General features: G+C 61.1%; 29 protein-coding genes and 2 tRNA genes. 14 read left to right on the top strand and 17 right to left on the bottom strand.

Translation table 11 applies throughout. From position 1 onward, the window contains the following. Positions 1–418: 418 nt before the first annotated feature. The 5 genes from Q0899_RS05170 to purC form a co-directional block, all read right to left on the bottom strand. The gene (locus Q0899_RS05170; RefSeq protein ID WP_298290688.1) at positions 419–1,756 is read right to left on the bottom strand and encodes a sigma-54 dependent transcriptional regulator; all 1,338 of its coding nucleotides are present in this window, start codon (positions 1,754–1,756) and stop codon (positions 419–421) included. A 48-nt stretch (positions 1,757–1,804) separates the two neighbouring features. Then, a complete protein-coding gene (locus Q0899_RS05175) occupies positions 1,805–3,601 on the bottom strand; it encodes an ATP-binding protein (RefSeq protein ID WP_299191317.1) in 1,797 nt (598 codons plus the stop codon). A 54-nt stretch (positions 3,602–3,655) separates the two neighbouring features. Beyond that, positions 3,656–4,324 carry a phosphoribosylformylglycinamidine synthase subunit PurQ gene (purQ, locus tag Q0899_RS05180; protein WP_298290682.1) on the bottom strand — a complete coding sequence of 223 codons (669 nt, stop codon included), beginning with the start codon at positions 4,322–4,324 and terminating at the stop codon, positions 3,656–3,658. 2 nt (positions 4,325–4,326) lie between these two features. After that, on the bottom strand, positions 4,327–4,557 hold the full coding sequence (purS, locus tag Q0899_RS05185) for a phosphoribosylformylglycinamidine synthase subunit PurS (protein ID WP_298290679.1): 231 nt from the start codon (positions 4,555–4,557) through the stop codon (positions 4,327–4,329). 69 nt (positions 4,558–4,626) lie between these two features. After that, on the bottom strand, positions 4,627–5,388 hold the full coding sequence (purC, locus tag Q0899_RS05190; RefSeq protein ID WP_298290676.1) for a phosphoribosylaminoimidazolesuccinocarboxamide synthase: 762 nt from the start codon (positions 5,386–5,388) through the stop codon (positions 4,627–4,629). 174 nt (positions 5,389–5,562) lie between these two features. Between purC and Q0899_RS05195 the strand changes: the two genes are divergently transcribed. The 3 genes from Q0899_RS05195 to Q0899_RS05205 all read left to right on the top strand — a co-directional run bounded on the left by Q0899_RS05195 (position 5,563) and on the right by Q0899_RS05205 (position 8,323). Continuing rightward, positions 5,563–5,877, top strand: coding sequence for a DUF1476 domain-containing protein (locus tag Q0899_RS05195; RefSeq protein WP_298290673.1), 315 nt, complete (start codon positions 5,563–5,565; stop codon positions 5,875–5,877). Between the two features lie 127 nt (positions 5,878–6,004). Then, positions 6,005–7,033, top strand: a complete 1,029-nt coding sequence (gene bmt / locus Q0899_RS05200; RefSeq protein WP_298290670.1) for a betaine--homocysteine S-methyltransferase — start codon at positions 6,005–6,007, stop codon at positions 7,031–7,033. A gap of 447 nt (positions 7,034–7,480) precedes the next feature. Then, positions 7,481–8,323 (top strand): aminoglycoside phosphotransferase family protein, encoded by an 843-nt coding sequence (locus Q0899_RS05205; protein WP_299191321.1) that lies wholly within the window; start codon positions 7,481–7,483, stop codon positions 8,321–8,323. Between the two features lie 131 nt (positions 8,324–8,454). On the opposite strand, the gene Q0899_RS05210 is transcribed toward Q0899_RS05205, so the two are convergent. Next, positions 8,455–9,537 carry a PA0069 family radical SAM protein gene (locus Q0899_RS05210; protein ID WP_299191322.1) on the bottom strand — a complete coding sequence of 361 codons (1,083 nt, stop codon included), beginning with the start codon at positions 9,535–9,537 and terminating at the stop codon, positions 8,455–8,457. 135 nt (positions 9,538–9,672) lie between these two features. Between Q0899_RS05210 and Q0899_RS05215 the strand changes: the two genes are divergently transcribed. The 5 genes from Q0899_RS05215 to Q0899_RS05235 all read left to right on the top strand — a co-directional run bounded on the left by Q0899_RS05215 (position 9,673) and on the right by Q0899_RS05235 (position 13,779). Beyond that, positions 9,673–10,380, top strand: coding sequence for a B12-binding domain-containing protein (locus tag Q0899_RS05215; protein WP_298290661.1), 708 nt, complete (start codon positions 9,673–9,675; stop codon positions 10,378–10,380). A 75-nt stretch (positions 10,381–10,455) separates the two neighbouring features. Then, the gene (locus Q0899_RS05220) at positions 10,456–12,234 is read left to right on the top strand and encodes a hypothetical protein (RefSeq protein WP_299191323.1); all 1,779 of its coding nucleotides are present in this window, start codon (positions 10,456–10,458) and stop codon (positions 12,232–12,234) included. Positions 12,235–12,319: 85 nt separating this feature from the next. Next, positions 12,320–12,940: a glutathione S-transferase N-terminal domain-containing protein gene (locus Q0899_RS05225; RefSeq protein WP_366942094.1), complete on the top strand. Its 621-nt coding sequence runs from the start codon at positions 12,320–12,322 to the stop codon at positions 12,938–12,940. Positions 12,941–12,959: 19 nt separating this feature from the next. Then, a complete protein-coding gene (locus Q0899_RS05230) occupies positions 12,960–13,151 on the top strand; it encodes a hypothetical protein (protein WP_298357273.1) in 192 nt (63 codons plus the stop codon). Further along, a complete protein-coding gene (locus Q0899_RS05235) occupies positions 13,141–13,779 on the top strand; it encodes a DUF1638 domain-containing protein (protein ID WP_298290650.1) in 639 nt (212 codons plus the stop codon). The genes Q0899_RS05230 and Q0899_RS05235 overlap by 11 nt, the downstream gene beginning before the upstream one ends. A gap of 42 nt (positions 13,780–13,821) precedes the next feature. Here Q0899_RS05235 and Q0899_RS05240 read toward each other — a convergent pair whose 3' ends face one another. Then, the gene (locus Q0899_RS05240) at positions 13,822–14,229 is read right to left on the bottom strand and encodes a SufE family protein (RefSeq protein WP_299191326.1); all 408 of its coding nucleotides are present in this window, start codon (positions 14,227–14,229) and stop codon (positions 13,822–13,824) included. Between the two features lie 156 nt (positions 14,230–14,385). Between Q0899_RS05240 and Q0899_RS05245 the strand changes: the two genes are divergently transcribed. Further along, positions 14,386–14,844, top strand: coding sequence for a hypothetical protein (locus tag Q0899_RS05245; RefSeq protein ID WP_298290644.1), 459 nt, complete (start codon positions 14,386–14,388; stop codon positions 14,842–14,844). A gap of 10 nt (positions 14,845–14,854) precedes the next feature. Here Q0899_RS05245 and rnd read toward each other — a convergent pair whose 3' ends face one another. The 4 genes from rnd to Q0899_RS05265 form a co-directional block, all read right to left on the bottom strand. Continuing rightward, positions 14,855–16,021 carry a ribonuclease D gene (gene rnd, locus Q0899_RS05250; protein WP_298290641.1) on the bottom strand — a complete coding sequence of 389 codons (1,167 nt, stop codon included), beginning with the start codon at positions 16,019–16,021 and terminating at the stop codon, positions 14,855–14,857. Positions 16,022–16,111: 90 nt separating this feature from the next. After that, positions 16,112–16,720 carry a phosphoribosylglycinamide formyltransferase gene (gene purN / locus Q0899_RS05255; protein WP_298293266.1) on the bottom strand — a complete coding sequence of 203 codons (609 nt, stop codon included), beginning with the start codon at positions 16,718–16,720 and terminating at the stop codon, positions 16,112–16,114. Continuing rightward, entirely contained in the window at positions 16,711–17,760 is a 1,050-nt protein-coding gene (purM, locus tag Q0899_RS05260) for a phosphoribosylformylglycinamidine cyclo-ligase (protein ID WP_299191328.1), read from the bottom strand. Before purM ends, purN begins: the two co-directional genes overlap by 10 nt. Before the next feature lie 60 nt (positions 17,761–17,820). Next, on the bottom strand, positions 17,821–18,294 hold the full coding sequence (locus Q0899_RS05265) for an ABZJ_00895 family protein (protein WP_299191330.1): 474 nt from the start codon (positions 18,292–18,294) through the stop codon (positions 17,821–17,823). Between the two features lie 115 nt (positions 18,295–18,409). On the opposite strand from Q0899_RS05265, the gene Q0899_RS05270 reads away from it, so the two are divergent. Then, positions 18,410–18,486 (top strand) — tRNA-Ile (locus tag Q0899_RS05270). A gap of 132 nt (positions 18,487–18,618) precedes the next feature. Here the strand turns inward: Q0899_RS05270 and Q0899_RS05275 are convergent. Further along, on the bottom strand, positions 18,619–19,350 hold the full coding sequence (locus Q0899_RS05275) for a hypothetical protein (RefSeq protein ID WP_298357258.1): 732 nt from the start codon (positions 19,348–19,350) through the stop codon (positions 18,619–18,621). A 124-nt stretch (positions 19,351–19,474) separates the two neighbouring features. Here Q0899_RS05275 and Q0899_RS05280 point away from each other — a divergent pair, with 124 nt between their 5' ends. Continuing rightward, the gene (locus tag Q0899_RS05280; protein ID WP_298357255.1) at positions 19,475–20,053 is read left to right on the top strand and encodes a TetR/AcrR family transcriptional regulator; all 579 of its coding nucleotides are present in this window, start codon (positions 19,475–19,477) and stop codon (positions 20,051–20,053) included. Positions 20,054–20,201: 148 nt separating this feature from the next. On the opposite strand, the gene Q0899_RS05285 is transcribed toward Q0899_RS05280, so the two are convergent. Beyond that, entirely contained in the window at positions 20,202–21,503 is a 1,302-nt protein-coding gene (locus Q0899_RS05285; protein WP_299191333.1) for an ATP-binding protein, read from the bottom strand. Between the two features lie 44 nt (positions 21,504–21,547). Between Q0899_RS05285 and Q0899_RS05290 the strand changes: the two genes are divergently transcribed. Together Q0899_RS05290 and Q0899_RS05295 are read left to right on the top strand one after the other, a co-directional pair. Beyond that, positions 21,548–22,471: an MBL fold metallo-hydrolase gene (locus tag Q0899_RS05290; RefSeq protein WP_299191335.1), complete on the top strand. Its 924-nt coding sequence runs from the start codon at positions 21,548–21,550 to the stop codon at positions 22,469–22,471. A gap of 61 nt (positions 22,472–22,532) precedes the next feature. After that, a tRNA-Asn gene (locus Q0899_RS05295) sits at positions 22,533–22,607 on the top strand. Positions 22,608–22,702: 95 nt separating this feature from the next. Here Q0899_RS05295 and Q0899_RS19375 read toward each other — a convergent pair. The 4 genes from Q0899_RS19375 to Q0899_RS05310 are packed head-to-tail and all read right to left on the bottom strand — an operon-like array spanning position 22,703 to position 23,417. Further along, positions 22,703–22,885, bottom strand: a complete 183-nt coding sequence (locus Q0899_RS19375) for a DUF1513 domain-containing protein (RefSeq protein ID WP_366942095.1) — start codon at positions 22,883–22,885, stop codon at positions 22,703–22,705. 36 nt (positions 22,886–22,921) lie between these two features. After that, complete coding sequence (locus Q0899_RS05300) at positions 22,922–23,110, bottom strand: hypothetical protein (protein ID WP_299195434.1); 189 nt, start codon at positions 23,108–23,110, stop codon at positions 22,922–22,924. Continuing rightward, complete coding sequence (gene hemP, locus Q0899_RS05305; RefSeq protein ID WP_298290619.1) at positions 23,107–23,274, bottom strand: hemin uptake protein HemP; 168 nt, start codon at positions 23,272–23,274, stop codon at positions 23,107–23,109. The genes Q0899_RS05300 and hemP overlap by 4 nt, the downstream gene beginning before the upstream one ends. Next, on the bottom strand, positions 23,265–23,417 hold the full coding sequence (locus Q0899_RS05310) for a hypothetical protein (protein ID WP_298290616.1): 153 nt from the start codon (positions 23,415–23,417) through the stop codon (positions 23,265–23,267). Before Q0899_RS05310 ends, hemP begins: the two co-directional genes overlap by 10 nt. Positions 23,418–23,599: 182 nt before the next feature. On the opposite strand from Q0899_RS05310, the gene Q0899_RS05315 reads away from it, so the two are divergent. Beyond that, a complete protein-coding gene (locus Q0899_RS05315) occupies positions 23,600–24,763 on the top strand; it encodes an ABC transporter substrate-binding protein (protein ID WP_299191343.1) in 1,164 nt (387 codons plus the stop codon). The last annotated feature ends 47 nt before the right edge of the window (positions 24,764–24,810 follow it).

A 24,810-nucleotide genomic window follows, 5' to 3' on the forward strand; every position in this document is an offset into this window, starting at 1 on the left:
CGTCTCATCGCGTTCTTGTCTCCGACAGCGCCGCGTTTCGGGGCTGCCCGTTCGAAATGCCTTGATGGTTCGGAACCATCTTAGGCTCTGGCCTCGTAAAGAAGCCGTTAATCCTGCCCAGCAATCGCTTGTTTTGTCCTGCAAGCGGGGGTCAGTGAAACTCTACCGTCCAATGCGCCGTAAGAAGCGTCCACCGGTACGTATCTCTTACATAGGGGGTTTTACATGGCTTTTACAATGCGGATTCGATGCCACACCACAGATAACGCCCAACACCACTGTTTCCATTCAGGAAACAAAGCGCAAACGCCGTCCCTTTCCTTCGTTCAGAAATATCCCGGGGGAGGAGCGCCAGCGACGGGGGCAGAGCCCCAAATGAATAAGAACGGCGCCGCAGGCACATTTGGGTCACGGGCCGCTACAGGTAATCCGATCGCTGCAGCGAGTACTTCGCCATCTTCTCGTTCAACGTCCGGCGCGGCAGGCAGAGCTCCTCCATCACCGACGCAATCGAGCCTTTGTGACGCCGCATCGTGTTGTCGATGAGCATGCGCTCAAACGCTTCCACATATTCCTTCAGCGGCTTGCCCTCGGTGGTGACCACCGGCCCCATCTCGGCGTTGTCCGCCATCAACAGCGAGGCAATTGACCCCGACCCGCGCCGGTTTTGCAGCACCGCGCGCTCGGCCACGTTGATCAGCTGGCGCACATTGCCGGGCCACGGGGCCTGCAGCAGTTGCGCCGCTTCTTGGGCGGACACTTCCGGCGCGTCTGATCCATATTCCTCGCCGAATTGCTCGCCGAACCGGTTGAACAAGGTCAGTATGTCTTCGCCCCGCTGACGTAGCGGCGGGATGGTGATCTTCATCGCCGCCAGCCGGTAATACAAATCGCCCCGGATCAGGTCCTCGCAGGTCTTGTCCTGCTCCTGCGTGTTGCAGATCGCGATGATGCGGGTCTCTGCGGGGGCGCCCTGGTCGTTGATGAACTGCAAAAGGCGGGCCTGCAGCACGCCGGGCAGTGCCTCGATGTCTTCCAGAACAAGCGTGCCGCCGCGCGCCTCTTCGACCAAGGGCAGCGTGTCGCCTTCTTCCACGGGGTCAAACAGCTTGGCGGCAAGCGATGCCTCGTCGAAGGCGGCACAGCTCAGCGCCACGAATTTCTTGCCCGCGCGCGGGCCAACGGCATGCAGCGCATGGGCGGTCAATGTCTTGCCGGTGCCGGTCTCGCCGTCGATCAGCACATGGCCGTCGGCCTGGCCCAGATCCAGAATGTCCTCGCGCAGCCTCTCCATCACGGGGCTGGAGCCGATCAGCTTCTTCATCAGTTTGGTGCCGTCCGACAGCTCCTTGCGCAACGCGCGGTTGTCCAGCGTCAGGCGGCGGTTGGTGGTGGCGCGTTTGGCCAGTTCGGTCATCCGGTCCGGGTTGAATGGCTTTTCAAGGAAATCAAACGCCCCTACCCGCATGGCTTCCACAGCCATCGGCACGTCGCCATGGCCGGTGATCATGATCACCGGCAGCGAGCTGTCGGTGCTCATCAAGCGTTTGAGGAACTGCATCCCGTCCATGCCGGGCATCTTGATGTCGGAGACCACAATGCCGGGATAGTCGGAGCCAATGCCCTTCAACGCGTCCTCGGCAGAGCCGAACGTCTCGGTGTCATATCCTGACAGGGCCAGCCATTGGCTGATGGATTGGCGCATATCCTGTTCGTCATCGACAATCGCGATCTTCAGGGCACTTGCACTTTGCATCGGTTTTTCCTTTACGTCCCGCCATTTTGGGCGGCGGTTATGGCCGCACTACTCAGCGGCTTTGATGGCCTCGGCGTCTTTGGCCGACCTTGGGGTAGAATTATGCATTGGAAGCTGCATTTCAAACACTGCGCCGCCCGATTGGCCGTTTCTTGCCGTTAGGGTGCCGCCAAGCTCGGTGACGATGGACGATGAGATGGCCAAACCAAGCCCCACCCCCTCGCCCGGCTCCTTGGTGGTGTAGAAGGGCTCAAACAGGTCATCGAGGTTGTCTATCCCCTCGCCATTGTCGCGCAGGGACAGGGTCGCGGTTTCGCCCGCGTTCAACATAATCTCGATCTGCGGCTGTTCGGCAGATTTGGTGGCGTCCAGCGCGTTGCGAAACAGGTTGATGATCACCTGTTCCAGCCGCACGCGGTCGGCGATCACCTTCACCGGATGATCCGGCAGGGTCACCACCACCTTGATGTCTCCGCGCTTCAATTGCGGCTCCATCATCGACAGCGAGCCTGACACCGCGTCGCGCAAATCCACCTCCAGAAGCGTGTCCCCGCCCTTTCGGGCATAGGATTTCAGCTGTTTGGTGATCGCGCCCATGCGTTCAATCAGGTCGTCAATGCGCTGGAAGGAGCTTTGCGCTTCTTCTGGCCGTTTGCGCTGCAACAGCAGCTTGGCACCGGCCAAATAGGTCTTCATCGCCGCCAAAGGCTGGTTCAGTTCGTGGCTCACCGCCGCCGACATCTCGCCCAATGCGGCCAGCTTTTGCGATTGCGCCAGCGACTGCTCGGCCACGGCCAAGGTTTCCTGCATCTTCTTGCGTTCCGCAATCTCGCGGCTCAGCCGCGCGTTCAGCTCGCGCAGCTGTTCGCTTTCGCGCCGGAAAAAGCCCGCCGCCGACTGGGCGCGGCGCGACAGCACGTAAAAGGTCAAGGCAAGAAGGATCGCGAAGCCCATGATTTCCAACGCTAAAACGCCGTTTACCCGTTCGCGCACAGAGGCATAGGTGGAAAAGCTGATCAGCCGCCAGCCCCTGAACGGGATGCGGCCATCGACGCGCATCACCGCCTCTTCGCGCAGATACGCATCAGGGGAGCGCCCAAGCTCGAAATAGCCGTTGGTCGCGTCCAATGCCCGCTGAAACGCCCCCGCGGGTGACTGTGCCGCCAGTGCCGCGTCCACGGTCTGGGCGCGCCATCTGGGGTCCGTCGCGATCACGATCCGGCCCTCGCTGTCGGTAATCATCACCGCGTCGGTGGGCGAGCGCCACCGGCCTTCGAACTGGCGCAGGTCCACATCCACCACAATCACACCGATGCCTTGCCGCTCCGATTCGATGCGACGCGAGTAGGTGAACTGGAACGCGCCCGTTTCCAATTCGGTGATGTGAAACAGCGTATCCGTGCTGCGTAAGGCGTCGATGAAGAACGCCTCGCTGCGTTGCACCTCGCCAATCTGCAGCCGGTCAGACGACGCCACGGTGCGCCCCTCCTCGTCCAGCAACCGCAGCTCGGCCGCGCCGATTTCTTCCTTGAAGGAGATCAGCCGCTGCGACGTCGCCGAAAAGTCGTTGGAGTTCAGCGCGCCCACCATCACCGGGTCGCGCGACAGCAGCAGCGGCACAACGCGGTTGCGCTGCAATTCCGAGTTGATCGCGTTGGAATACAGCGCCACCCGCAATTCCGCCGAGGATCGCGTGCGTTCGGTAAACCGATCCGTCAGCCAAAGGTTGGACACCCACACGATGGCCACGGCCAGGGCAATCAGCATGATCGCGAACAGACGCACCTGCCAGCGGGCGCCAATCGGGCGCGGCGGGGCGTCTTTGTTCGGGGTCCGTGGCAACATGGGCGCCAAGTTACGGCGTCACGGCACGGGGCTCAATAGCGGCGGTCGGCGGAATTACGCCGTCGCCATTGCACCGATCAGCGAGGCAAACAACGCAGCCCCATCCGTGTTGCCATGCGCGGCTTCCGTGGCCCGCTCGGGATGGGGCATCATCCCCAACACGCGGCGGTTTTCGGACAGCACCCCGGCAATGTCGCCTGCGGACCCGTTGGGGTTGTCCAAATAGCTGAACGCCACGCGGTCTTCGCCTTTCAGGCGTGCCACCATGTCGTCATCCACCGAGTAATTGCCGTCATGATGCGCAATCGGCACCGTGATCTCGGCGCCTTTGGCAAACGCGTTGGTGTAGGGGCTGTCCGTGCTCTCGACCCGCAGACCTTGCTGGCTGCAAATGTACTTCAGCCCCTTGTTGCGCATCAAAACGCCCGGCAGCAGGCCGGTTTCGCACAGGACCTGGAACCCGTTGCAAATGCCGATGACATGTCCGCCACGTTGCGCAAAATCGACAACCGCCTTGCACACCGGGGACCGCGCGGCGATCGCCCCGCAGCGCAAATAGTCGCCAAAAGAGAACCCGCCCGGGATGCCGATGACATCCAGCCCCGCCGGAAGCTCGGTGTCTTTGTGCCAAACCATGGTGACATCCGCGCCCGCCAGCTCGAAGCCCACAGCCAAATCGCGGTCGCAGTTCGACCCCGGGAAGGTGATGACCGCCGCCTTCATGCTCACACCATCTCGATCGAGTAGCTCTCGATCACCGTGTTGGCCAACAGCTTCTCGCACATGTCGGCAACGGTCGCCTCGGACGTCCCATCGGCCAGGTCCAGCTCGATCACCTTGCCTTGCCGGACGCCGTCAACCCCGTCAAAACCCAATGTCCCGAGCGCATGTTTCACGGCCTCCCCTTGCGGGTCCAGCACGCCGTTCTTCAACATCACATGTACCTTGGCTTTCATCGCTGCTTTCCTTCGTTCGTGGGTGCGACATCACCCATCACTGTTTCAAAAATACCTAAATCCCGCGGCTTAGTTAATAAGCTGCGGCTTGCCCGGCTGGGGGCTGTTTTGCGGCATCACGCCCAGACGTTTGGCCACTTCGGTATAGGCATCCGCCAGATTGCCCAGGTCGCGGCGGAACACGTCCTTGTCCAGTTTCTGGCCAGTTTCGATGTCCCACAAGCGGCAGCTGTCGGGCGAAATTTCATCGGCCACGATCAGGCGCTGGTAGTCGCCCTCGTAATGGCGGCCAATCTCGATCTTGAAGTCGACCAGCTTGATGCCGACGCCGTACATGACGCCCGACAGGAAGTCGTTCACCCGCAGCGCAAGCGCCACCATGTCGTCCATATCCTGCTGCGAGGCCCACCCGAAGGCGATGATATACTCTTCCGGCACCAAAGGGTCGCCAAGATCGTCATTCTTGTAGGAAAACTCGACGATGGGACGCGGCAAGACCGTGCCCTCTTCCATCCCCAAACGTTTGGCCATGGACCCTGCGGCGTAGTTGCGCACGATCACCTCCAGCGGGATGATTTCCACCGCGCGGATCAGCTGCTCGCGCATGTTCAGCCGCTTCAGAAAGTGGTTCGGCACGCCGATTTGCGTCAGCCCGGTCATGAAGAACTCGCTCAGGCGGTTGTTCAGCACGCCCTTGCCCTCAATCACGTCGCGCTTTTCGGCGTTGAACGCGGTCGCGTCATCTTTGAAATACTGGACCAATGTGCCGGGCTCCGGGCCCTCATACATGGTCTTGGCTTTGCCTTCGTAGATTTTCTTGCGACGTGCCATAATTGCGGTCCCCAAAACGCGCACGGGACTCACTTCGGCCCCGCGGTTACGCTGCCTATACGCCACGGGGCGCGGCCACACAAGTTATGCCCCTATATGTAGCGTCTCCCCCTTGCGCCGCCCCGCATCCATGGTCATATCTAAGGCAACACCACGCATAATATGGAGGCCCAAATGGCCAGCTTTGACGACCGCGCAGATGCTTTTGAAAACAAATACGCCCATGACGCAGAAATGCAGTTCAAGGCCGAAGCCCGCCGCAACAAGCTGCTGGGCCTTTGGGCGGCCGACCTGTTGGGCAAATCCGGCGATGACGCGGCGAATTACGCCAAAGAGGTGGTGAAAGCCGATTTTGAGGAAGCTGGCGATGACGACGTGGTGCGCAAGGTCGCGGGCGATTTGGGCGGCAAATCCAACGAGGACACGATCCGCGCCAAGATGACCGAGCTGATGGTCGAGGCCAAAGCGCAGGTGATGTCCGAATTGTAGGGCGGGGTTCACCTCGCCACCCCCTCTAAATACCACCAAACTCATAATCATTATCGGTTTTATGAATTTGCCTCACGGGTCACGGCATGTCATGCGCTGCAGCGCATGACACCAAAGGACGCAGGCCATGAGCAGCACCGACAACGCCCTGACGAAACTCCTCTCCACCCGCGACTGGCTTTTGGCCGATGGGGCCACGGGGACCGAACTTTTCAATATGGGGCTGCAATCCGGCGACGCGCCGGAGCTTTGGAACACCGATCACCCGGATCGCATCAAGGCGCTTTACGAAGGCCCCGTCAAAGCGGGGTCGGATATCTTTCTGACCAACTCCTTTGGCGGCAACGCGTCGCGGCTGAAGCTGCACGACGCCCAGTCCCGCGTGTTTGAGCTGAACCAGCGCGCCGCCGAGATTGGCCGCGAGGTTGCCGACGCCGCGGGCCGCCCTGTCGTCGTTGCGGGCTCGATGGGTCCGACAGGCGACATAATGGAACCTGTGGGCACGCTGTCTCACGCAAGCGCGGTCGAGATGTTCCACGAACAGGCCGAGGGCCTGAAAGCGGGCGGCGCGGATGTGCTTTGGGTCGAGACGATCTCTGCCCCCGAAGAAATGAAGGCCGCCGCCGAAGGCATCGCGCTGGCCGGCATGCCCTGGTGCGGCACGATGAGCTTTGACACCGCGGGGCGCACCATGATGGGCGTCACCTCCGCCGCGATGGTCACGCAGATGGAACGGCTCAAGCACAAACCGCTGGCCTTCGGGGCAAATTGCGGCGTCGGCTCGTCCGATCTGCTGCGCACCGTTCTGGGGTTCTCAGACGCCACCCTGCCCCTCATTTCCAAGGGCAATGCCGGCATCCCGAAATACCATGACGGCCATATCCACTATGACGGCACGCCTGAGTTGATGGCAAACTACGCCGTGCTGGCGCGCGACGCGGGCGCGCGGATCATCGGCGGCTGCTGCGGCACCACGCCCGAGCACTTGCGCCACATGCGCGAAGCGCTGGAAACGCGGGCCCCAAATGGCAAGCCGTCGTTGGAACAGATCACCGACGCCCTTGGCGGCTTCTCGTCAGAGAGCGACGGCACCGACGGCAAAGGCCCCGGCGCCCGCAAAGCCCGCGCGGGCGGGCGGCGTCGCGCCACGGCCTAGGCACCGCACGCATGGTTAACGCCTCATAAATTCGGGGCAGCTATACCTGCCGCCGTTCGAACCTTCGGCGCGTCCCTACAAGGGCCGCCCGTCGTATCCACATTGTGGCTCTTGGAGCGTCGCAGCCGGGTAAAACCGTCTCCCGCGACGCACTCTGGCGCTACCGGTAGACCAGATGTGTCGGCGTAAAGCCCGGCGCAAAGGACACCGCATTTGCGGTCCGCAGGAACGGCGACGTCGCCACCCTTATACAAATGACAGCACCGAGCTTGAACCCACCCCGTCTGATCGGTCGGGGTGCCAACGGCGTTTGCGGGCCCGTTCTGCGAGGGGCAGGCCGTGACGGACAGGATAAGGTTTTTCCTGCGTCGAGGTTCGTTATGCGGATGTGCCGGCTATTTGCCGATTTGGGTTTCGTCGGGCCCATCTTATCTGTAATTTGCCGCCATGAATGTACCGCCACGGGTATCCTCACGGATACTAAAGAATTTTCAGGTCTCAGCCCCCACGTTCATTGATGAAACCTCAATTGCCACGGTTTGGAGGGTGATCTGCCGCAGCGGTGAACACGCCGCGCTAAAGATCTACAAGAACCAAAACATGGGAAATGAAAGGTGCGGCTTCGCGTTTTTGCAGGCTCTGAAGGGACGCGGTTGCGCTGACGTGTACATTCAGTCGGACAATGCCATGCTTCTTGAGTGGCTTGATGGACCATCGCTGGGTGATCTGGCGCGCAGCGGCCGGGACGAAGAAGCCGACAATGAGTTGGTCAAGCTGGCGGTCAAAATTCATCAAGGCACGGGTCCCATCAGTGGTGACTTTCCGGCGCTTGCCGATTGGTTTGGCTCCTTGCTTCAGCTGAAGCTCAGTGCGGATTGCGACCCGGAATTGCGTCACACCATTCAGCAAAGCAAAGTTCTGGCGCGCGACCTTCTGTCCACGTCCCACGACTTGCGGCCACTTCATGGCGATTTGCACCACGACAACGTCCGGCTCGGTGCGCACGGGTATCGAGCCTTTGATGCAAAGGGCGTGTTGGGGGAACGCACCTATGAGCTGGCCAATGCATTTCGAAATCCAAGGGGCATGAAAGACCTTATTCGTGCCCCGGCAAGAATAAGAATGCGAGCCAGCAATTGGAGCGCCAAGTTTGGTGTGAATGAGCGTCGATTGCTGCAATGGGCAGCGGTCAAATGCGCTTTGTCCATTGCATGGCGCAACACTGAGCTCAGCGATGATGACGAGGCGGATTTGCTTGTTCTTTTGATGCAGGAACTGAAAGAAAACTAGCGTCCAATAGGGCCCAAAATTTCGCCAAGGAGCCGGGTTTGCCCGCACCGTCCCCTCGTGCCCCCGCATGCAGACCTGCGGGCCAGCTTGTACTGTCCTGACCAAGTTCGCCTAACCTTCGTTATCACCGGCTAGAACAGGCTCAGCTGGTCGCCTGCCCGCGCAGGCACTTTGAACAGGTCGCTGCGCAGCGGCGGCAGCTTCTCGGCGAGTCCAAGCCGTTTGCAGGCCTTGCGGTAACGCTGCTGGATCAGCGCGGCATAGGTCCCCGTCCCGGTCATCCGGCTGCCAAAATTTGCATCATAATCTTGACCGCCATGCATCTCCCGGACCCGCGCCATGACGCGTTTTGCGCGGTCGGGGAAGTGCTCTGCCAGCCAATCCTGGAACAGCGGCGACACTTCGCGGGGCAGCCGCAATGGCGTGACCGAAGCGCAAAGCGCCCCCGCGTCCCTGCCCGCTTCCAGCACGGCTTCCAACTCGTGATCGGTCAATCCGGGGATCATTGGCGAGGCCATCAGGCGCACCTCGACCCCCGCTGCGGCCAGCCGTTCGATTGTCTTCAGCCGTCGCGCGGGCGACGGCACGCGCGGTTCGGCCTTGCGCGCCACATCGCGCTGCAATGTCGTCACCGAAATGCCCACGCGCACCAAGCCGTCCGCGGCCAGATCAGCCAGAACATCCAGGTCCCGCTCGATCAATGTGCCCTTGGTGACAATCGCCACGGGGTGGCGATGCTCGGCCAGAACCTCCAACAGGCCGCGCATGATTTTATGCGTCTTCTCAAGGGGTTGGTACGGGTCTGTGTTGGTCCCGATCGCAATAACCCGAGGCACGTAGCGCTTCGCCTGAAGTTCCTTGCGCAGCAAGGCAGGCGCGTCAGGCCGCGCGATCAGCCGCGTCTCGAAATCCAGCCCCGGAGACAGGCCAAGATAGGCGTGACTTGGCCGCGCGAAGCAGTAAATGCAGCCATGTTCGCAGCCCCGATACGGGTTGATGGAGCGGTCGAAATGCAGGTCGGGCGAGGTGTTGCGCGAGATCACTTTGCGCGGCACCTCGACGCTGACTTCGGTGCGCACCGGCGGCAGGTCTTCGTCCCGGCCCCACCCGTCATCAATGCCGACCTGCACCAGCCGTTCAAACCGGTTCGTCCGGTTCGTAGCGGCCCCGCGCCCGCGCCGCAATGCGGCATCAATCTGAGGATCAGTCTCCATTCCATCAATTTAGAACAAATAGAGAACACACGCAATCACAAGTCGGTCACGACTTCGCGCATGTCGTAAATTAAATTGCAACGACAGGCAGATAGGTCCAACACTCCAAAAAAGACACGTGCAAAGGGCCTCCCCATGTCAGACCAAGAAGAAGACGACATCATCCTGAGCGAGCTGGACGACGAAGAACTTGTCGCCCAGATGTTTGACGACCTTTACGACGGCCTCAAGGAGGAGATCGAGGAAGGCGTCGAAATCCTGCTGGAACGCAAGTGGGAACCCTACCGCGTCCTGACCGAGGCGCTTGTCGGCGGCATGACCATCGTCGGCAACGACTTCCGCGACGGCATCCTGTTCGTGCCCGAAGTGCTGCTGGCCGCAAATGCGATGAAGGGCGGCATGGCCATCCTCAAGCCGCTGCTGGCCGAAACCGGCGCGCCACGCGTCGGCAAGATGGTGATTGGCACCGTCAAAGGCGACATCCACGACATCGGCAAAAACCTTGTCGGCATGATGATGGAAGGCGCGGGCTTTGAAATTGTCGATCTGGGCATCAACAACTCCGTCGATGACTATTTTGCGGCGCTGGACAAGGAAGAGCCCGACATTCTGGGCATGTCCGCCCTGCTGACCACGACCATGCCCTACATGAAGGTGGTGATCGACACGCTGGTCGAAAAAGGCCGCCGCGACGACTACACCGTGCTGGTCGGCGGCGCGCCTTTGAACGAGGAATTTGGCAAAGCCATCGGCGCCGACGCCTATTGCCGCGACGCGGCCGTCGCCGTGGAAACCGCCAAGGAATTCATGGCCCGTAAGCACAACCAGATGGCCGCCGGGTAGGCTAACCCGGCCGCCTTGCCCCAACATCGTCTTCCGCTTTAAGCTCCCTCCAGAGGCGCAACTGGGGGACGGAATATGGCTGCTGATGCGGACCGCACAGAAAGGTTTGACACCTTTCTGAAGCATCTCAACCGAGTGATGACGCCGCATACCCAGGTTTGGGGCGCCGGTTTTGGGAAAGTCGTGGCTACTGTCGTAGGCTTGGGTGTTCTTGTTGCGCTCATCCCCGTCCTGGCCGCCGCGCCTTTCCAATGGAACAGCGCCCTGCCCGAGAACGCCATCGAAGACTCAATTGGCTCAAATCTCAAAACCCGCTCGGATGCGGCCCGAGATGCTTTGCTGCAGCGATGTGCAGGCGGGGACAATTGCACCCTGAAAGAGCGCAAAGCGGCGGCAGATGCCGTCGAGGCAATGCAGGCAAAGGCTGCAGGCAATTCGCCTCGGGCGGCTGCTTACAAGACCTACCAGCACCTCGTGCCTTTGATCATTGGCACATTGCTGATCGTCGTGGTGTTGGCCGCGATCATCCACGCGCAAATCAAGCTGGCGGTGCGCACTTGGCAAAGCACGCTGGGTAACGCTTTTGACGCGCCACATGCCTACAGCCTGAGCTACCAGGCGAACTGGATACTCGCGCTTGCCCTTCCGCTTGGCGCCGTCAGCGTGCTGGGCGGCATATTTCTATTTGACCAAACCGGCATCGTGGTTGGCATCGTTTTGGCCTTCTTACTGGTCATATGGGCCTTGCTGCTCAAATCCATCCCGCATTTCAGGCAACAAGACGTCGTGTTGTGCAAAGCGCCCGGGTTGGTCACCGGCCTCGCGGCGGCGCTTGGCATAGTCGCCGTTATGGCCGCACTCGCGATGTTTGACACGTCCGGCACGTTCACGCTCAGCCAGTTCACCATCTTTGCCCTGCTCGCGGGAACGTCGGCTGGCGCAACCGCTATCACCGTCTTCCTTGTGGCAAACTACGTCAGCACTTTCCCGCGCCCTTCTCACGTGCAGGATCTTCCCAACCGCGCCGCAGCCTTGGAGGACCCGCCCAAACCCGACCCAAATGGCACTGTTACACCCTATATGACCGTGAACGGAGCTTACGGCACCGCACCCGATCCGGAGCCAATCTGGCAGGCGCTGCGGCGTCATGCCAAGGCAAGTGGCTACCCTATCAATTTGCAATGGCTGCCGTCCGGCTACACGCTCAAACCAAAGGATATCCAAAGCGATCTGGGCTCTTTGACGGCGACGCTGACGGTGACCTTTCTGGTGATACTGCTGGCCGTCGCCTTCCTGACAACGGATCTGGCGGACACGCTTGGTGACAGCGACGCAACACTCTCGGCGGCACGCGAAGCCGCACTGCAAAGCTACCTGCTGCTCGTTGGGTTCGGCTTTTCTGCGGTGCTTGTTCTTGTCACGGTTTGGGCGCAACTGCGCATGGCTCCATTTCTGGCGGCGGAAGATAGTTTGAAAAAGGCAGATACAGGCGGGGCAACCAGCTCCGCCAGCGACCTGCCATGGGTGGTGGAAGAAACCGATCTCTCCAAAGGTCGGCGCAAGATCACCCCGCTACATCCCGTGCTTGACGAGACATGGGCCACAGACGAAGTGGCACGCCGCGAAAAAGCGCGCGCTGACGAAGAGGAAGAAAAGACGCTCGGCCTCGCGGATCTATGGCTTGCGGGCTACACCGCGTGTGACGCCCAGAAATTCCGAATTCTCTACGCTTCCGCGCGTTACGGTGGGGCTTTGCAGGATTTGTTCAAGTCCACTGGAAGCTCGAAGGTCTCAGAATACGCAAAGATCGCCGCCCCAGCTGTTTTGGGGTCCGCGTTGTCATTCTTTGGCTGACCTCCAATAGCTGCGCGGTCAATTGACAGCGGACATCACCCGCGCCATCGTCCAGAAAAATGACCTTGCCGATTGGAGACAACCGATGCCCGCCCTGACCCTGCATCTCGCCAAAGGCACCGTCGCGCTTGCGCCGCATATCGCGCTCAATGAGGTCGGCGCCGATTTTGACCTCGTCTGGGTGGACTTTGCCGCCAAGGCGCAGACCAAGCCCGACTATCTGGCCATCAACCCCAAAGGCCGGGTTCCCGCCTTGATGACCGAAAATGGCGTGTTGACCGAAACCGCCGCCATGCTGAACTACATCGCGGCGACCCATCCCCAAGCCGCGCTGACACCCGACGACCCGTGGCAGCGCGCCAAGATGGAGGAAGTGTTCCTCTATCTGGCCTCGACCGTGCATATCAACCACGCCCACAAGATGCGCGGGCACCGCTGGTCGGACGACCCCGCCACCTACCCCGCCATGCAGGCCAAAGTGGCCAGCAACATCACCGAGAACGCCGCGCTGATTGAAAGCGACTACCTCAAGGGCCCGTTTGTGCTGGGCGAGACGTTCTCGAACGCCGATATCTATCTCTTCACCATCGCGCGCTGGTTCGCGGGCGACGGCGCGGATATGGCGGCCTTCCCGAAGCTGTCCGCCTTCCTTGAGATGATGCAAGCGCGCCCCTCGGTGGCAAACGCGCTCGCGATGCATACATAAAGGGCAAAGGAGAGACCCCATGCCCTTCACCCGCCTTGCCCTATTGCTCTGCTATGTCCTCGTGGCCGCAGGTCTCACCGTGTTCCTGTTCGCGCAGATGCAGCCGCAGGGACAAGCCGCCAGCGGCATCCCGGTGCTGCTGCCCTTGGCGATGCTGGCGGGGTTGTTGATCCGCGCGCTGCACAAACGGCTGAACCGCGATGATCCCTGACGACGCGACCTTGACCGAGGATGGGCTGGCCCCTTCCGACAAGGGGCAGATCCTGCTGCTGGCCTGCGGCGCGCTTGCGCGTGAAATCATCGCCGTCAAAGACGCCAATGGCTGGGACCACATGACATTGGCCTGCCTGCCCGCGATTTACCACAACACGCCTGACAAGATCGTCCCCGCCGTGCGCGAGGCCGTGGCAAAGCACCGCGACGCCTACGCGCAGATTTTCGTGGTCTATGCCGATTGCGGCACCGGCGGGCAATTGCAAGCCGCCTGCGCAGAGTTGGGGGTGCAGATGGTCGAGGGCCCGCATTGCTATTCCTTCTTCGAAGGCAACGCCGCGTTCGAGGCAAAGGGCGAGCTGACCGCCTTCTACCTCACCGACTTCCTTGTCCGCCAATTCGATGCTTTCGTCACCAAGCCGCTGGGGCTGGACCGCGACCCAAAACAAGCCGCCATCCTGCGCGACATGTATTTCGGCCATTACACCAAGCTGGTCTATCAGGCCCAGACCGACGACCCGGCCCTGCAAGCCAAAGCCAAAACCTGTGCCGAAAAGCTGGGGCTGGACTACGAATACCGCTTCACTGGATACGGCGACCTCGCCACGTCGCTGGCGCGCCTCTAACCGCTTTCCATGGTCTGAAGTATCCTCCCCGAAGGGCCGGTTTCAAGCCGCAGCCGCGACGCTGCGAATGCGCTCCACCATCGCCCGCAAACCGTTGGAGCGTTGCGCCGAGAGGTGATCGTTCAACCCCAACCGCCCCAGCTCTGCGCCCGCATCCACTGTCACGACCTCATCCACCGGCAGGCCCGCATAAAGCGCATGCAGCACCGCGATCAGCCCGCGCACGATCATGGCGTCGCTTTCGCCTTCAAAGGTGAAGACCCCGCCCTCGATCTTGGGGTGCAGCCAGACTTGGCTTGCGCAGCCATCAACCTTGGTCGCGGGCACCTTCAACGCGTCGTCCAGGGGCGGCATCGCCTTGCCCATGTCGATCACCTCGCGGTAGCGATCTTCCCAGTCGTCGAGGAATTCGAATGTCTCGACGATCTCTTCAAATTTCTCTTGCGCCATGGGGCCTGATATCCTCGTCATTTGGTTAAGGGCAGGTATAGCGCCACGCGGTGCCGCGTCCACCTTTAGCTTTTCAAATTCGCGCCCATGCGGTAGCTGTTTGGGGGAAGCGCCCTGCAAAAGGCCGCACAACAGGTGAGACCACTCGTGACACGCATGACCAAACCGCTTCTGGCCAGCCTGGCCGTCATCCTGACCCTTTCAGCCTGCGGGCGGGTCGCCGATAGCAGGCTCAACCCGTTCAACTGGTTTGGTCGCGACCGGGCGGAAACGATTGAAGTGCAACCCGAGGCCGCCACCAATGACGGTCGCCAATTTGTCGAACAGGTGACCGAACTTGCCGTGGACGCCACACCAGGCGGTGCCATCATCCGCGCCGTGGGCGTGCCGCCCACCCAAGGGTTCTGGGACGCCGAACTGGTGCGCATCCAGACACCCGACCCCGCCAATGTGGTGTATGAGTTCCGCGTCGTCCCGCCGCTGCAGCGCCGCGCGCAGGGCACCGTGGCGTCGCGCGAAATCATCGCTGGCGCGAGCCTCAGCAACATTGCGCTACAAGGCGTGCGTACCATCACCGTGCGCGGGCTGCGCAACCAGCGCACCGTTCGTCGGTAGGCACGAACCCTCAGCTCAGGTTGATGATTTTGACCTTGTCGCCATCGGCGGTCAGGGCTACTTCGCCGCCACATAGCCGCAGCGCATCTTCGCCAAACGCCTCGCGGCGCCAGCCGGTCATCGACAGCCCGTCGCGTTCGCCCATTGCGATATCGTCCAGATCGGACGCCGTCGCGATCAGCTTTTGAGCGACGCCCACCTCTTCCGCCTTGGCCTTCAGCAAGACCCGTAGCAGGTCGGCCAAAGCCGCGTTGATCGTGCTCTTGTCCCGTGGAGGGGCAACCTTTGGCATTTCATCTGGCGGGCAGGACAACCCGGCAGAGATCGAGGCCAGAATGCCCTCGGCAATGTCGCCCTTGCGCGCCTCGCGCAGCAGCAGGCGGGATTTACCCAGATCCTTGATGTCCTTGGGTTTGGTCGAGGCCAGTTCCAGCAGCGCGTCGTCCTTGAACACCCGGCTGCGCGGCACGTTGCGCGTTTGCGCATAGCTTTCGCGGAACTGCGCCAGCTCGCGCACGATGGCCAGAAATTTGGGCGCGTTGGTGCGCACCTTGACGCGTTTCCACGCCTGCGCTGGTTCAACCACATAGGTTTCCGGCGCGCGGAGGACGGCCATCTCTTCTTCCACCCACGGCACCCGCTTGGTGCTGTTGAGCCGCTTGGAGAGGTATTCGTAAATCACGCGCAGATGCGTCACATCCGCCAAGGCGTAATTCTTCTGCGCATCCGACAGCGGCCGGCGCGACCAGTCGGTGAAGCGCGAGGATTTGTCGACGGAGGATTTTGCAATCTTGCGCACCAGCGTCTCGTAGCCCACCTGCTCGCCGAAATTGCACACCATGGCGGCCACCTGCGTGTCAAACAGCGGCGCGGGGATGACCCCGCCTTCGACGTAGAAAATTTCCAGGTCCTGCCGCGCGGCGTGGAAGACTTTGACCACGTCGGGGTTGCGGAACAGATCGTAGAGCGGCTCCAGCGACATGTCGCTGCCCTCGATCGGGTCGACCAGCACGGCGTCTTCTTCCAGATCGTCGCCCGCGACGGCCAGCTGGATCAGGCACAGCTTGGCGTAATAGGTCCGTTCGCGCAGAAATTCGGTATCGACGGTGACGTAAGCGAATTTGGCAGCATGGGCGCAATAGGCGGCCAGCTCGTCCGTGGTGGTGATGGTTTTCATATGCGTCCGGTTGTTCTTTGTTCTTGTCGTCAGGCGCCCCCGCTCAAGGCGTCATACGCTTATAATCCAGAAAATGAAAGGGTTGGCGGGTCACGTGGCGTCAATTGGATGGTCGCGCCGCGCATTGTCGCCGCCAGCGAAACGGCGCAGCGTTTCGGGGTAGATAATATGCTCCAATCTCAAGACCTTGGCCGCCAATGTTGACGCGTCATCGTCGGGCGCGATCGGCACCCGGGCCTGACACAGAATCGGTCCGCCGTCCAGTTCTGCCGTCGCTTCATGCACCGAACAGCCCGCCTCCGAGTCGCCTGCGGCGAGCGCTCGGGCGTGGGTGTTGAGGCCTTTGTACTTCGGCAAGAGCGAGGGATGGATGTTGAGCATCCTGCCCTGCCACGTCTCCATGAACGCGGGCGTCAGGATGCGCATAAAACCAGCCAGGCAAATAATGTCGGTGCCAGCGGCTTCAAGATGGGTGTTCAGCTCCGCCTCGAACGCGGCGCGGTCCTCGCCATAGGGTTTGTGATCGACCCAAGCCGTTTTGACGCCCCGCGCCTCCGCCTTGGCCAGCCCGCCCGCATCTTCGCTGTTGGCCATCACCAGACAGGGCCGCGCCGGATGGTCGCCCACCATGCTGTCCAAAAGCGCCACCATATTGGACCCGCCACCCGAAATCAGAATGGCGACGTTTTTCAAAGCAATGAGCCTGTGTAGGCGACACCCTCGGTGGCGGTCACCTCGCCCAAGCGCGCGACGGTCTCGCCCTGCTCTTGCAGCAGCGCGGTCAGGGCGTCGGCTTCGCCTGCGTCCACCGCCAGGACCATGCCGATGCCGGAATTGAAGGTCTTCAGCATCTCTGCCTCGGCAATGCCGCCCGCCTCTGCCAGCCATTTGAAGACCGGTGGCAGGTCCCATGTGTCCAGATCAATCGCCACGCCCATGCCATCCGGCAGCACGCGCGGGATGTTTTCGGTCAGCCCGCCGCCGGTTATATGGGCCAGAGCGTGCACGCCCCCTGCCCGCACCGCCGCGAGCGCTTGTTTGACGTAGAGCCGCGTAGGCGTCAGCAAGGCCGCGCCGAGGGTCTCGTCGCTGAACGGGCTGTCAGACGCCCAGTCCAGGCCGGAATGGTCCACCACGCGGCGCACCAGCGAATAGCCGTTGGAGTGCACCCCGTCTGAGGCCAGCCCCAGCAGCACGTCACCCACGGCGACGTCAGCGGGCAAAGTCGCGCCGCGTTCCATCGCGCCCACGGCAAAGCCCGCAAGGTCGAAATCGCCCTCGGGATACATGCCCGGCATCTCGGCGGTCTCGCCGCCGATCAGCGCGCAGCCGGAGCGCACGCAGCCCTCCGCAATGCCCTCGATGATGCGCGCGGCCACGTCGAGTTCCAGCTTGCCGGTAGCGAAATAGTCGAGGAAAAACAAAGGCTCCGCGCCTTGGCAGATCAGGTCGTTGACGCACATGGCGACCAGATCAATGCCCACCCCGTCCACATTGCCGGTATCAATCGCGATGCGCAGCTTGGTGCCCACGCCATCAGTAGCCCCCACCAGAATTGGGTCGGTGTAGCCCGCGCCCTTGAGGTCGAACATCGCGCCGAAGCCGCCAAGGCCCGACATGACGCCGGACCGGTTGGTGCGTTTGGCAGCGGGTTTGATGCGGTCCACAAGCGCGTTGCCGGCGTCGATATCGACCCCCGCATCCGCGTAGGTCAATCCGTTCTTTTTGGCGTCAGTCATGGCGCGTCTCTCGGCAACTGAAATGGTCGCAAGCGACCTAACAAGGGCGCTGGCCAGAGTCTACGGCTGGTTTTGATCCTTGGCCGCGCGGGCGGCCTTCTCAGCCACGGATTTCAACTGGTTCTTCGCGCCAAAGCCGAAGAAGAACCGGCCCGCGAGCCAGTAGATCAGGAACATCACCGCCGCGATAGCCAGCAAATAGCCCGACGCAAACTCGCTCATGATCGCGCTGATTTCTTGCCACCCAAACATGACGCCTACAAAGACGAGCGCGCCGCAAAGCCCCAGCCCTATGTTGATCAAGGTGAATATCGCCGTCAGCCGCCACGCGTAGCCGTTTGGCGGGCGGCTTTCCCACCTTTTGGCGTAGCGGTGCCCCACCAGCATCGAGGGCAAGATCACTGTGACGATCCCAAGCGAGCCGCCGATCTCCACATCAAACAACGCCGAAAGCGCCGCTGCGCCCGCGCCAAGGCCAATCACCGTTAACAGAAAATAAACCGTATAGAGTTTTATCAGATGGGCAGAGTTCATCAGACGGGGTCCTTACCCTTGTTGCGGTTACGCTACCGCGCCCTGAATGCGCTCGCAATCCGGTTCCCTCTTGACCTGCGCGTCCGGTCTGGTAGCCAAACCCCTCACCACTTGGGGGCCTGTAGCTCAATTGGTTAGAGCAGAGCGCTCATAACGCTTTGGTTGCGGGTTCAAGTCCTGCCGGGCCTACCATCTTCCCCTTTCGCCACGCCGCCTCCCAACCTTATCCGCGAGAGCGCATGTGAAACGTGGCGCGCGGCTCCGTCGTCACTATCGCGTTGGGGGAGCAATGAGGCAGCGCGATTGCGCTGCCTCTGCGTTGGTCTACCAAAACCGTTCTTGGTTCATTGAAAACGACTTGAGGCTTTTTGGGTCAATCTTGCTGATGAAGCCCATTGCCGCGGATTCCATATCTGCAAGGTCAGCCATGATGGTGCCCATCGCGGCATCAGCCGCATCTTTGGACTCCCAGTGGATCAAATCGACCCACCAGCCATCCGTGGTCTTGAAAAGCTCACGGTCGAGAAATCCCTGTTTGGACGCCAGATCAGCCTGAATGGCTTCGGCCGACACCAGGAATTCCTCATCTGTTGTCGGGAAGAGAAATTCGATTTCCGATCCCGGCGCAACAAGACGGAACACCTGTATTTCTGTATAGCCGTCCCCTTTCGGGACCTCTGCGACGTTCCAATGCCTGACGCGGTCGGCGTGGAACCAAGCCATTGTGGACGGGTCAATCAAATCCATGATCGCCGCGCCATCGGGATCCGTCAGGATTTCCGCCGCAGCCTTTTCGAAATCCCCGACGGAGCGCCAGTGAATGGAGTCAATCCAATAGCCACCCTCGTGTTCAGACATCAGTTCACGATAAATGCGGCCGTCAAAGCGTGGCAGAAAGTGGTCTTGCACATGCTGCGCACCATCGAGGAATTGGGTCTCATTTGCACCGGGAAGCAGTTTGAACCAGGCAATTTCCAGGATTTTCGACTCTTCCGCCTGAACGCTTTGGGCAAGCAAGACGGCGGCAAGCGCCACGCCGGTCAGCAATTTCTTCATCGTAGATTCTCCTTTTCAGAACGATAGGTGATAAATGATATCGCCCAAACCGGAAGATCAAGAAGTTTTCTGAACGATAGGTGATTTATCTTGCGTAACCCAATCCACTGCGCGATAAACGGCCATGGGCCGAAGAAAAAGTTACGACAGAACCGACGTCCTGACGAAGGCGATGCACCTGTTTTGGGCCAAGGGCTACGAAGGAGCGCATTTGTCGGAGCTGGTTGACGTCACCGGATTGAACAGATTCGGGCTCTATTCCGAGTTCGGCGGCAAAGAGGGCCTGTTTCAGGAAGCGCTGGACCTTTACCTGAAATCCGCCCGCACCGCGTATCGCGACGTGCTATCTGTGGAGCCGATGGGGATCGGCAATATCCGATCCTACTTCCAATCGATACGATTTGGAGACGACTACCACGGCTGTTTCCTGATCAACACGCTGACGGATAAACACACCGTCTCGGAAGTGGCATTTGACGCCGCACAAGCGGTCCACAAGGAAGCGCATGCATTGTTTTTGCGCAACCTTGAGGCGGCGCAAGCGAGCGGTGAGTTGCCCCCTGATCGCGACCCCCGAGTGCTTGCGAACCTTCTGTCAGCGCTCGATAGCGGCCTTTCGATCCGCGGAATTGTATCACCCAGCGAGCGTGAAAAGGACAAGGTCGCAGAAGAAGCCCTGAGACTGCTTACATCTTTCGGTTGAACGACAGACCGGCGGCATCCGTCATGAAGCTGAGCGACCCCACATTCACCTGATTTCAGCCAACGGCCGAGCGACTATTACGGAGTGAACGTGGCTCGGTGGCGCCGAACTCGGACAACAGGTGCCATCGGCAACGCACCGGTTTTGGCTACCTCGGCAACACCAGATCGACGCAGAGCCCGCCCAGCGCTTCGCTTTCGCCCAGACGCAAAGTGCCGCCATGGCTGCGGGCGATGTCGGCGGCTATGGCCAGCCCCAGCCCCACGCCGGAGCCCTTGTTCTGATTGCGCGCCGCATCAAGGCGGGCGAAGGGTTTGAGCGCCTCCTCGCGCTTGTCTTCGGGGATGCCGGGGCCGTCATCCTCGACGCGGATGCGGACGGCCGTTTCCAGCACATCGACCGACAGCCGGGCATTGGTGCCGTAACGGGTGGCGTTGCCCGCCAGGTTTTCCAACGCGCGTTTGATGGCCATGGGGCGCAGCTTCATCTCGCCGGGCTCCTCAGGCATCGTCCCAAGCGTCACGGCCTGCCCCGCCCGCTGCGCATTGGCCGCGACCTCGCGCACCAGATCAGCGGGGTCGCAGGGTTCCAGCTCCTCCGTCGCATCGGCGCGGGCGAAGTCAAGAAAGGCGCTGATCAGGTTCTCCATCTCCCCCACATCGCCCAGCAGCGCATCCGTGTCAGCGTCCTGCGGCTGCATGGACAGGCCCAGCTTAAGCCGCGTCAGCGGCGTGCGCAGGTCGTGGCTGACGCCTGACAGCATCAGCGTGCGCTGCTGCGTCTGCCGCTCAATGCGCGAGCGCATGTTGAGGAAGGCCCCACCGGCAGAGCGGACCTCGTTGGCGCCGGACGGGTGATAGGGCACGATCTGGCCTTTGCCGAACGCCTCGGCCGCTGTCGCCAGGCGGCGGATCGGTTTCAGCTGGTTGCGCAGGAACAGATAGGCGATCAGCGTCATCAGCGCGCCGGTGGCCAGCATCAACACCAGCAATTGGTGCGGGTTGCGCGCCGACACGCGGCTGCGCGGGAAGCTGACCTGCATCATGCCTTGTGGCGTGTCAAAGGCCAGCCGGACCACTTTGCGGTTCTCGACCAGATCCACCCCGGTCAGGGCCGGAAAGCTGCTTTGCAGCGTGTCGCGCACCGCGCGGCCCGACAGATCATAGAATCGCACCCGTTCTTTCAACGCCTCGGCGGGCAGGTTGGCGCCCAGCTGCAACGTGTCGGCGGCCTCGCTCAGCGCGCCCTCGCCGTTCGGCACCGCGTCCAGCAGCAATTCCAGCTGCGGCACCATGTTTTGCGTCATCTGCACCGTCACATCCTCATAGAGGCGTTGAATGAAGGCAAAAGACACGACAAGTTGGATGGTGATAATTGGCACCAGCAGGATCAGCGCCGCCCGCCCGTAGAGGCTGCGTGGCAAGTAGCGTTTGATTGAAAATTGGGTCATGACGCAGGCAAAGCTAAGCCGCCTTGCGGCGGAGGGAAAGAGCAATGGACGACCACACCACATTCAACCCCAAAGCGGGGCTGGCCGAAACGCTTGCGCCCGGCATCAGACGCATCCTTGCCCCCAACCCGTCGGCGATGACCTTTCGCGGCACCAACACCTATCTGGTGGGCTATCGCGACATCGCCGTCATCGACCCCGGCCCGCCGGACCAGGCGCATCTGGACGCCATCATGGGCGCCTTGGAAGGCAACCAGCGCATCAGCCACGTGGTGGTGACCCACAGCCATATCGACCATTCCCCGCTGGCCATGGTGCTGGCGCAGGTCGCCGGGGTGAAAGTGCATGGGTTCGGCCCCAGCAGCGCGGGCCGCGCACCGGTGATGGCGGCGCTGGGCGATCTTGGCGGCGGCGAAGGCATAGACGAGACCTTCATGCCCGATGTCAGCGTGCCGCATCTGGGCGAGATAGCCGGGTCCGACTGGACCCTGCGGGCACTGCACACGCCGGGCCACATGGGCAATCACCTGTGTTTCGAGCTGGACTGGGACGGCACCTTCAGCGGCCATGTCTTCAGCGGCGACATGGTGATGGGGTGGGCCACATCCATGGTCTCGCCGCCCGACGGCCATTTGACCGATTTCATGGCCTCGCTTCGGCTGTTGCAGGGGCGCGACGGCCACGCCACCTACCACCCCGGCCACGGCGCGCCGGTTGACGACCCGGTCGCGCGGGTCGCGGGCCTGCAGGAGCACCGCACCGGCCGTGAAAGCCAGATTGTGCAGGCTTTGGACAAAGGCCCCGCCTCCGCCGCCGGGTTGGCGGCCCAAATCTACACCGATGTCGACCCCCGCCTGCTGCCCGCCGCGACCCGCAACGTGCTGGCCCATCTCATCGACCTGACCGCCCGCGACATTGCCGCCCCCGACGGCGATTTATCGGAGACGGCGGTTTTTTCACTTCGCTGACGAATTTCGCGTCAAACCCACTTGCGGGGGCATAGGACCCTTGCTATATCGCCCAAACCGTTCCGACGTAGCTCAGCGGTAGAGCAGTTGACTGTTAATCAATTGGTCGTAGGTTCGATCCCTACCGTCGGAGCCAATTTCCCCATTATTTTGCAGCGCCTTGAACAAATCTCGTCTGCCAGAGTTTTGCTAAATATGTGTCGCGGGAACAGTCGGGGAACGATCCCGTCTCTACGCCTCGTAAGATGGGTGAAGGCGATGAAATTGTAGCGCAACGCCACAGACATCACTTATGGGCACCTCCTCCACCAATTTCGTGCGCTGGAACGTCTGAATGACGCCCGCGTGTGGAGACCCAGTCGCGATGTGAACAGCACCCTCAGAAATTGCGACGCTGCCCTGATAGCCTTTCATTTGCCGCACCGCCGTAAGAGGCAAAGATGTAGTCGATCAACCCCTCGTCAAGCGGCCACGCTTCTGACCGAGGGCTGCGGCGAAGTTGGCTCTCGCCAGCGTCTGGGCATCCGGCCCATCGCACCACAGACGAAGATACAGCACCGCGCCTGCCTCAGCCGGGCCCAGCTCCGTCACAAATCCAACCGGCGCACCGCCGCGATGCGGAGCGGTCATCGCGTTCATTTGGTCAGTATCAGCTTGCCCGCGCGGGTAATGCGCAGGGTGTAGAGCTGATCCTCCAGTTTGATCCGGGCGAGGTCGCCGCCCTTGGTGAGGTCGCTCGCCTCATAAATGGGCAGCGTATCATCGGGGCGAATCTTGGTCTCCCGGGCGACGTTTACCACCATAGCCCGCTCCATTCGTCGCGTTCGACCTTATCAATCAGCCATTCAACGTTGAAAATCTGTGGCACGCCAAACGAAACCGCCGTGAAAAGCATTTCGGTGGCCTCGGATCGGCGCAAGCGCCTGCTGTCTTGAGCAATTTGCATATTCCCATTCCCTTCGGGATGACGGGTGTCTGGCTTGCCGGAGACTCACATTGGCTGGCTCTGAGGAGAAGTTGAGTGAATTAGTAAGAAAAGACAAGAGAGTAATTGACTAATTTAGTCAGTTAATAAATGCTAATGCCTGAGATGGCTGATTTCCGCCGTCCACAACCCAGGAGAAGCCCATGTTTCACACGAAACGTGTGCATGGTTTCACCTTTGCTATAGCAGCCAGTGCGACCCTTCTCGCATCAGCCCCTCAAGCATTTGCTGAAGCTGTGACACTCACCGATATCGCGGGGCGCGAAGTGACGCTGCCCGAAATGCCCGACAAAATCATCCTCGGCGAAGGCCGCATGATGTATGCCGTGGCCCCATTGTCGGACGGCAACCCGTTCGAAAAGATCGTCGGCTGGAAAGACGACCTGATCCTCTATGACCCCGACGCCTTCCGAAAGTTCGAGGCCGCCTACCCTCAGGACACCGCGCGGATGATCAACTTCGGCAACCCCTATGCCGGGGACTTCAGCATCGAGGCGGTGCTTGAATCAGAAGTCGATCTGGTGCTGCTTGACCTTGGAAACCTGTTCAAAGCGGAAGACACCGGGCTGATCGAAAAGCTCGACAAGGCGGGTGTGGCGACGGTCTTCATCGACTTCCGCCAGAACCCGACCGAGAACGCGATCCCCTCAATGCTGATACTGGGCCGCTTGCTTGGGGAAGAGAAAGCCGCGGCGGAGTTCATCGACTTCTACGTCGCCCAAATGCGCAAAGTCACCAACGTGGTGCAAAGCCTGCCCAATGACGAAAAGCCGCTGGTCTTTGTCGAGAACGCCGCCGGGTGGAACACCGATTTTTGCTGCTGGACGTTCGGCAGCTTCAACTATGGCCGCTTCGTCGAGCTTGCGGGCGGTGTGAATTACGGCTCCACCAAGTTTTCGGGCTATTCAACAGAAGTGAGTCTTGAAGGCATCATTGCCGCCGACCCCGATGTGATCATCGGCACAGGGGCCAATTGGGCCGAAGCCAAACCTGAAGTGACCGCAACGCTGCTGGGCTACGAGGGTGAGCCGGCTGAGAACGACAAGCGCCTAGCCGCTTTGGCCCAACGCAACGGGTTCAGGGACCTGCGCGCGGTGCGGGACGGGCGGATGCATTCCATCTACCACCAGTTCTACAACTCGCCGTATCATTTCATCGCGATTCAGCAGATCGCCAAGTGGCTGCATCCCGACGAGTTCGAGGACCTGAACCCGCAAGCCACCTTTGACGAGTTGCACGCGCGGTTCATGCCGTATGACAATTCGGGCCAGTTCTGGCTCAGCATGGAAGCGCCAGCCTCCAACTGAAGCCATCCTTGACCCTGACCGGCGGCCCTTCTGTTAGGGGGGCCGCC

Source organism: uncultured Litoreibacter sp. (assembly GCF_947501785.1).
GTDB lineage: Bacteria > Pseudomonadota > Alphaproteobacteria > Rhodobacterales > Rhodobacteraceae > Litoreibacter.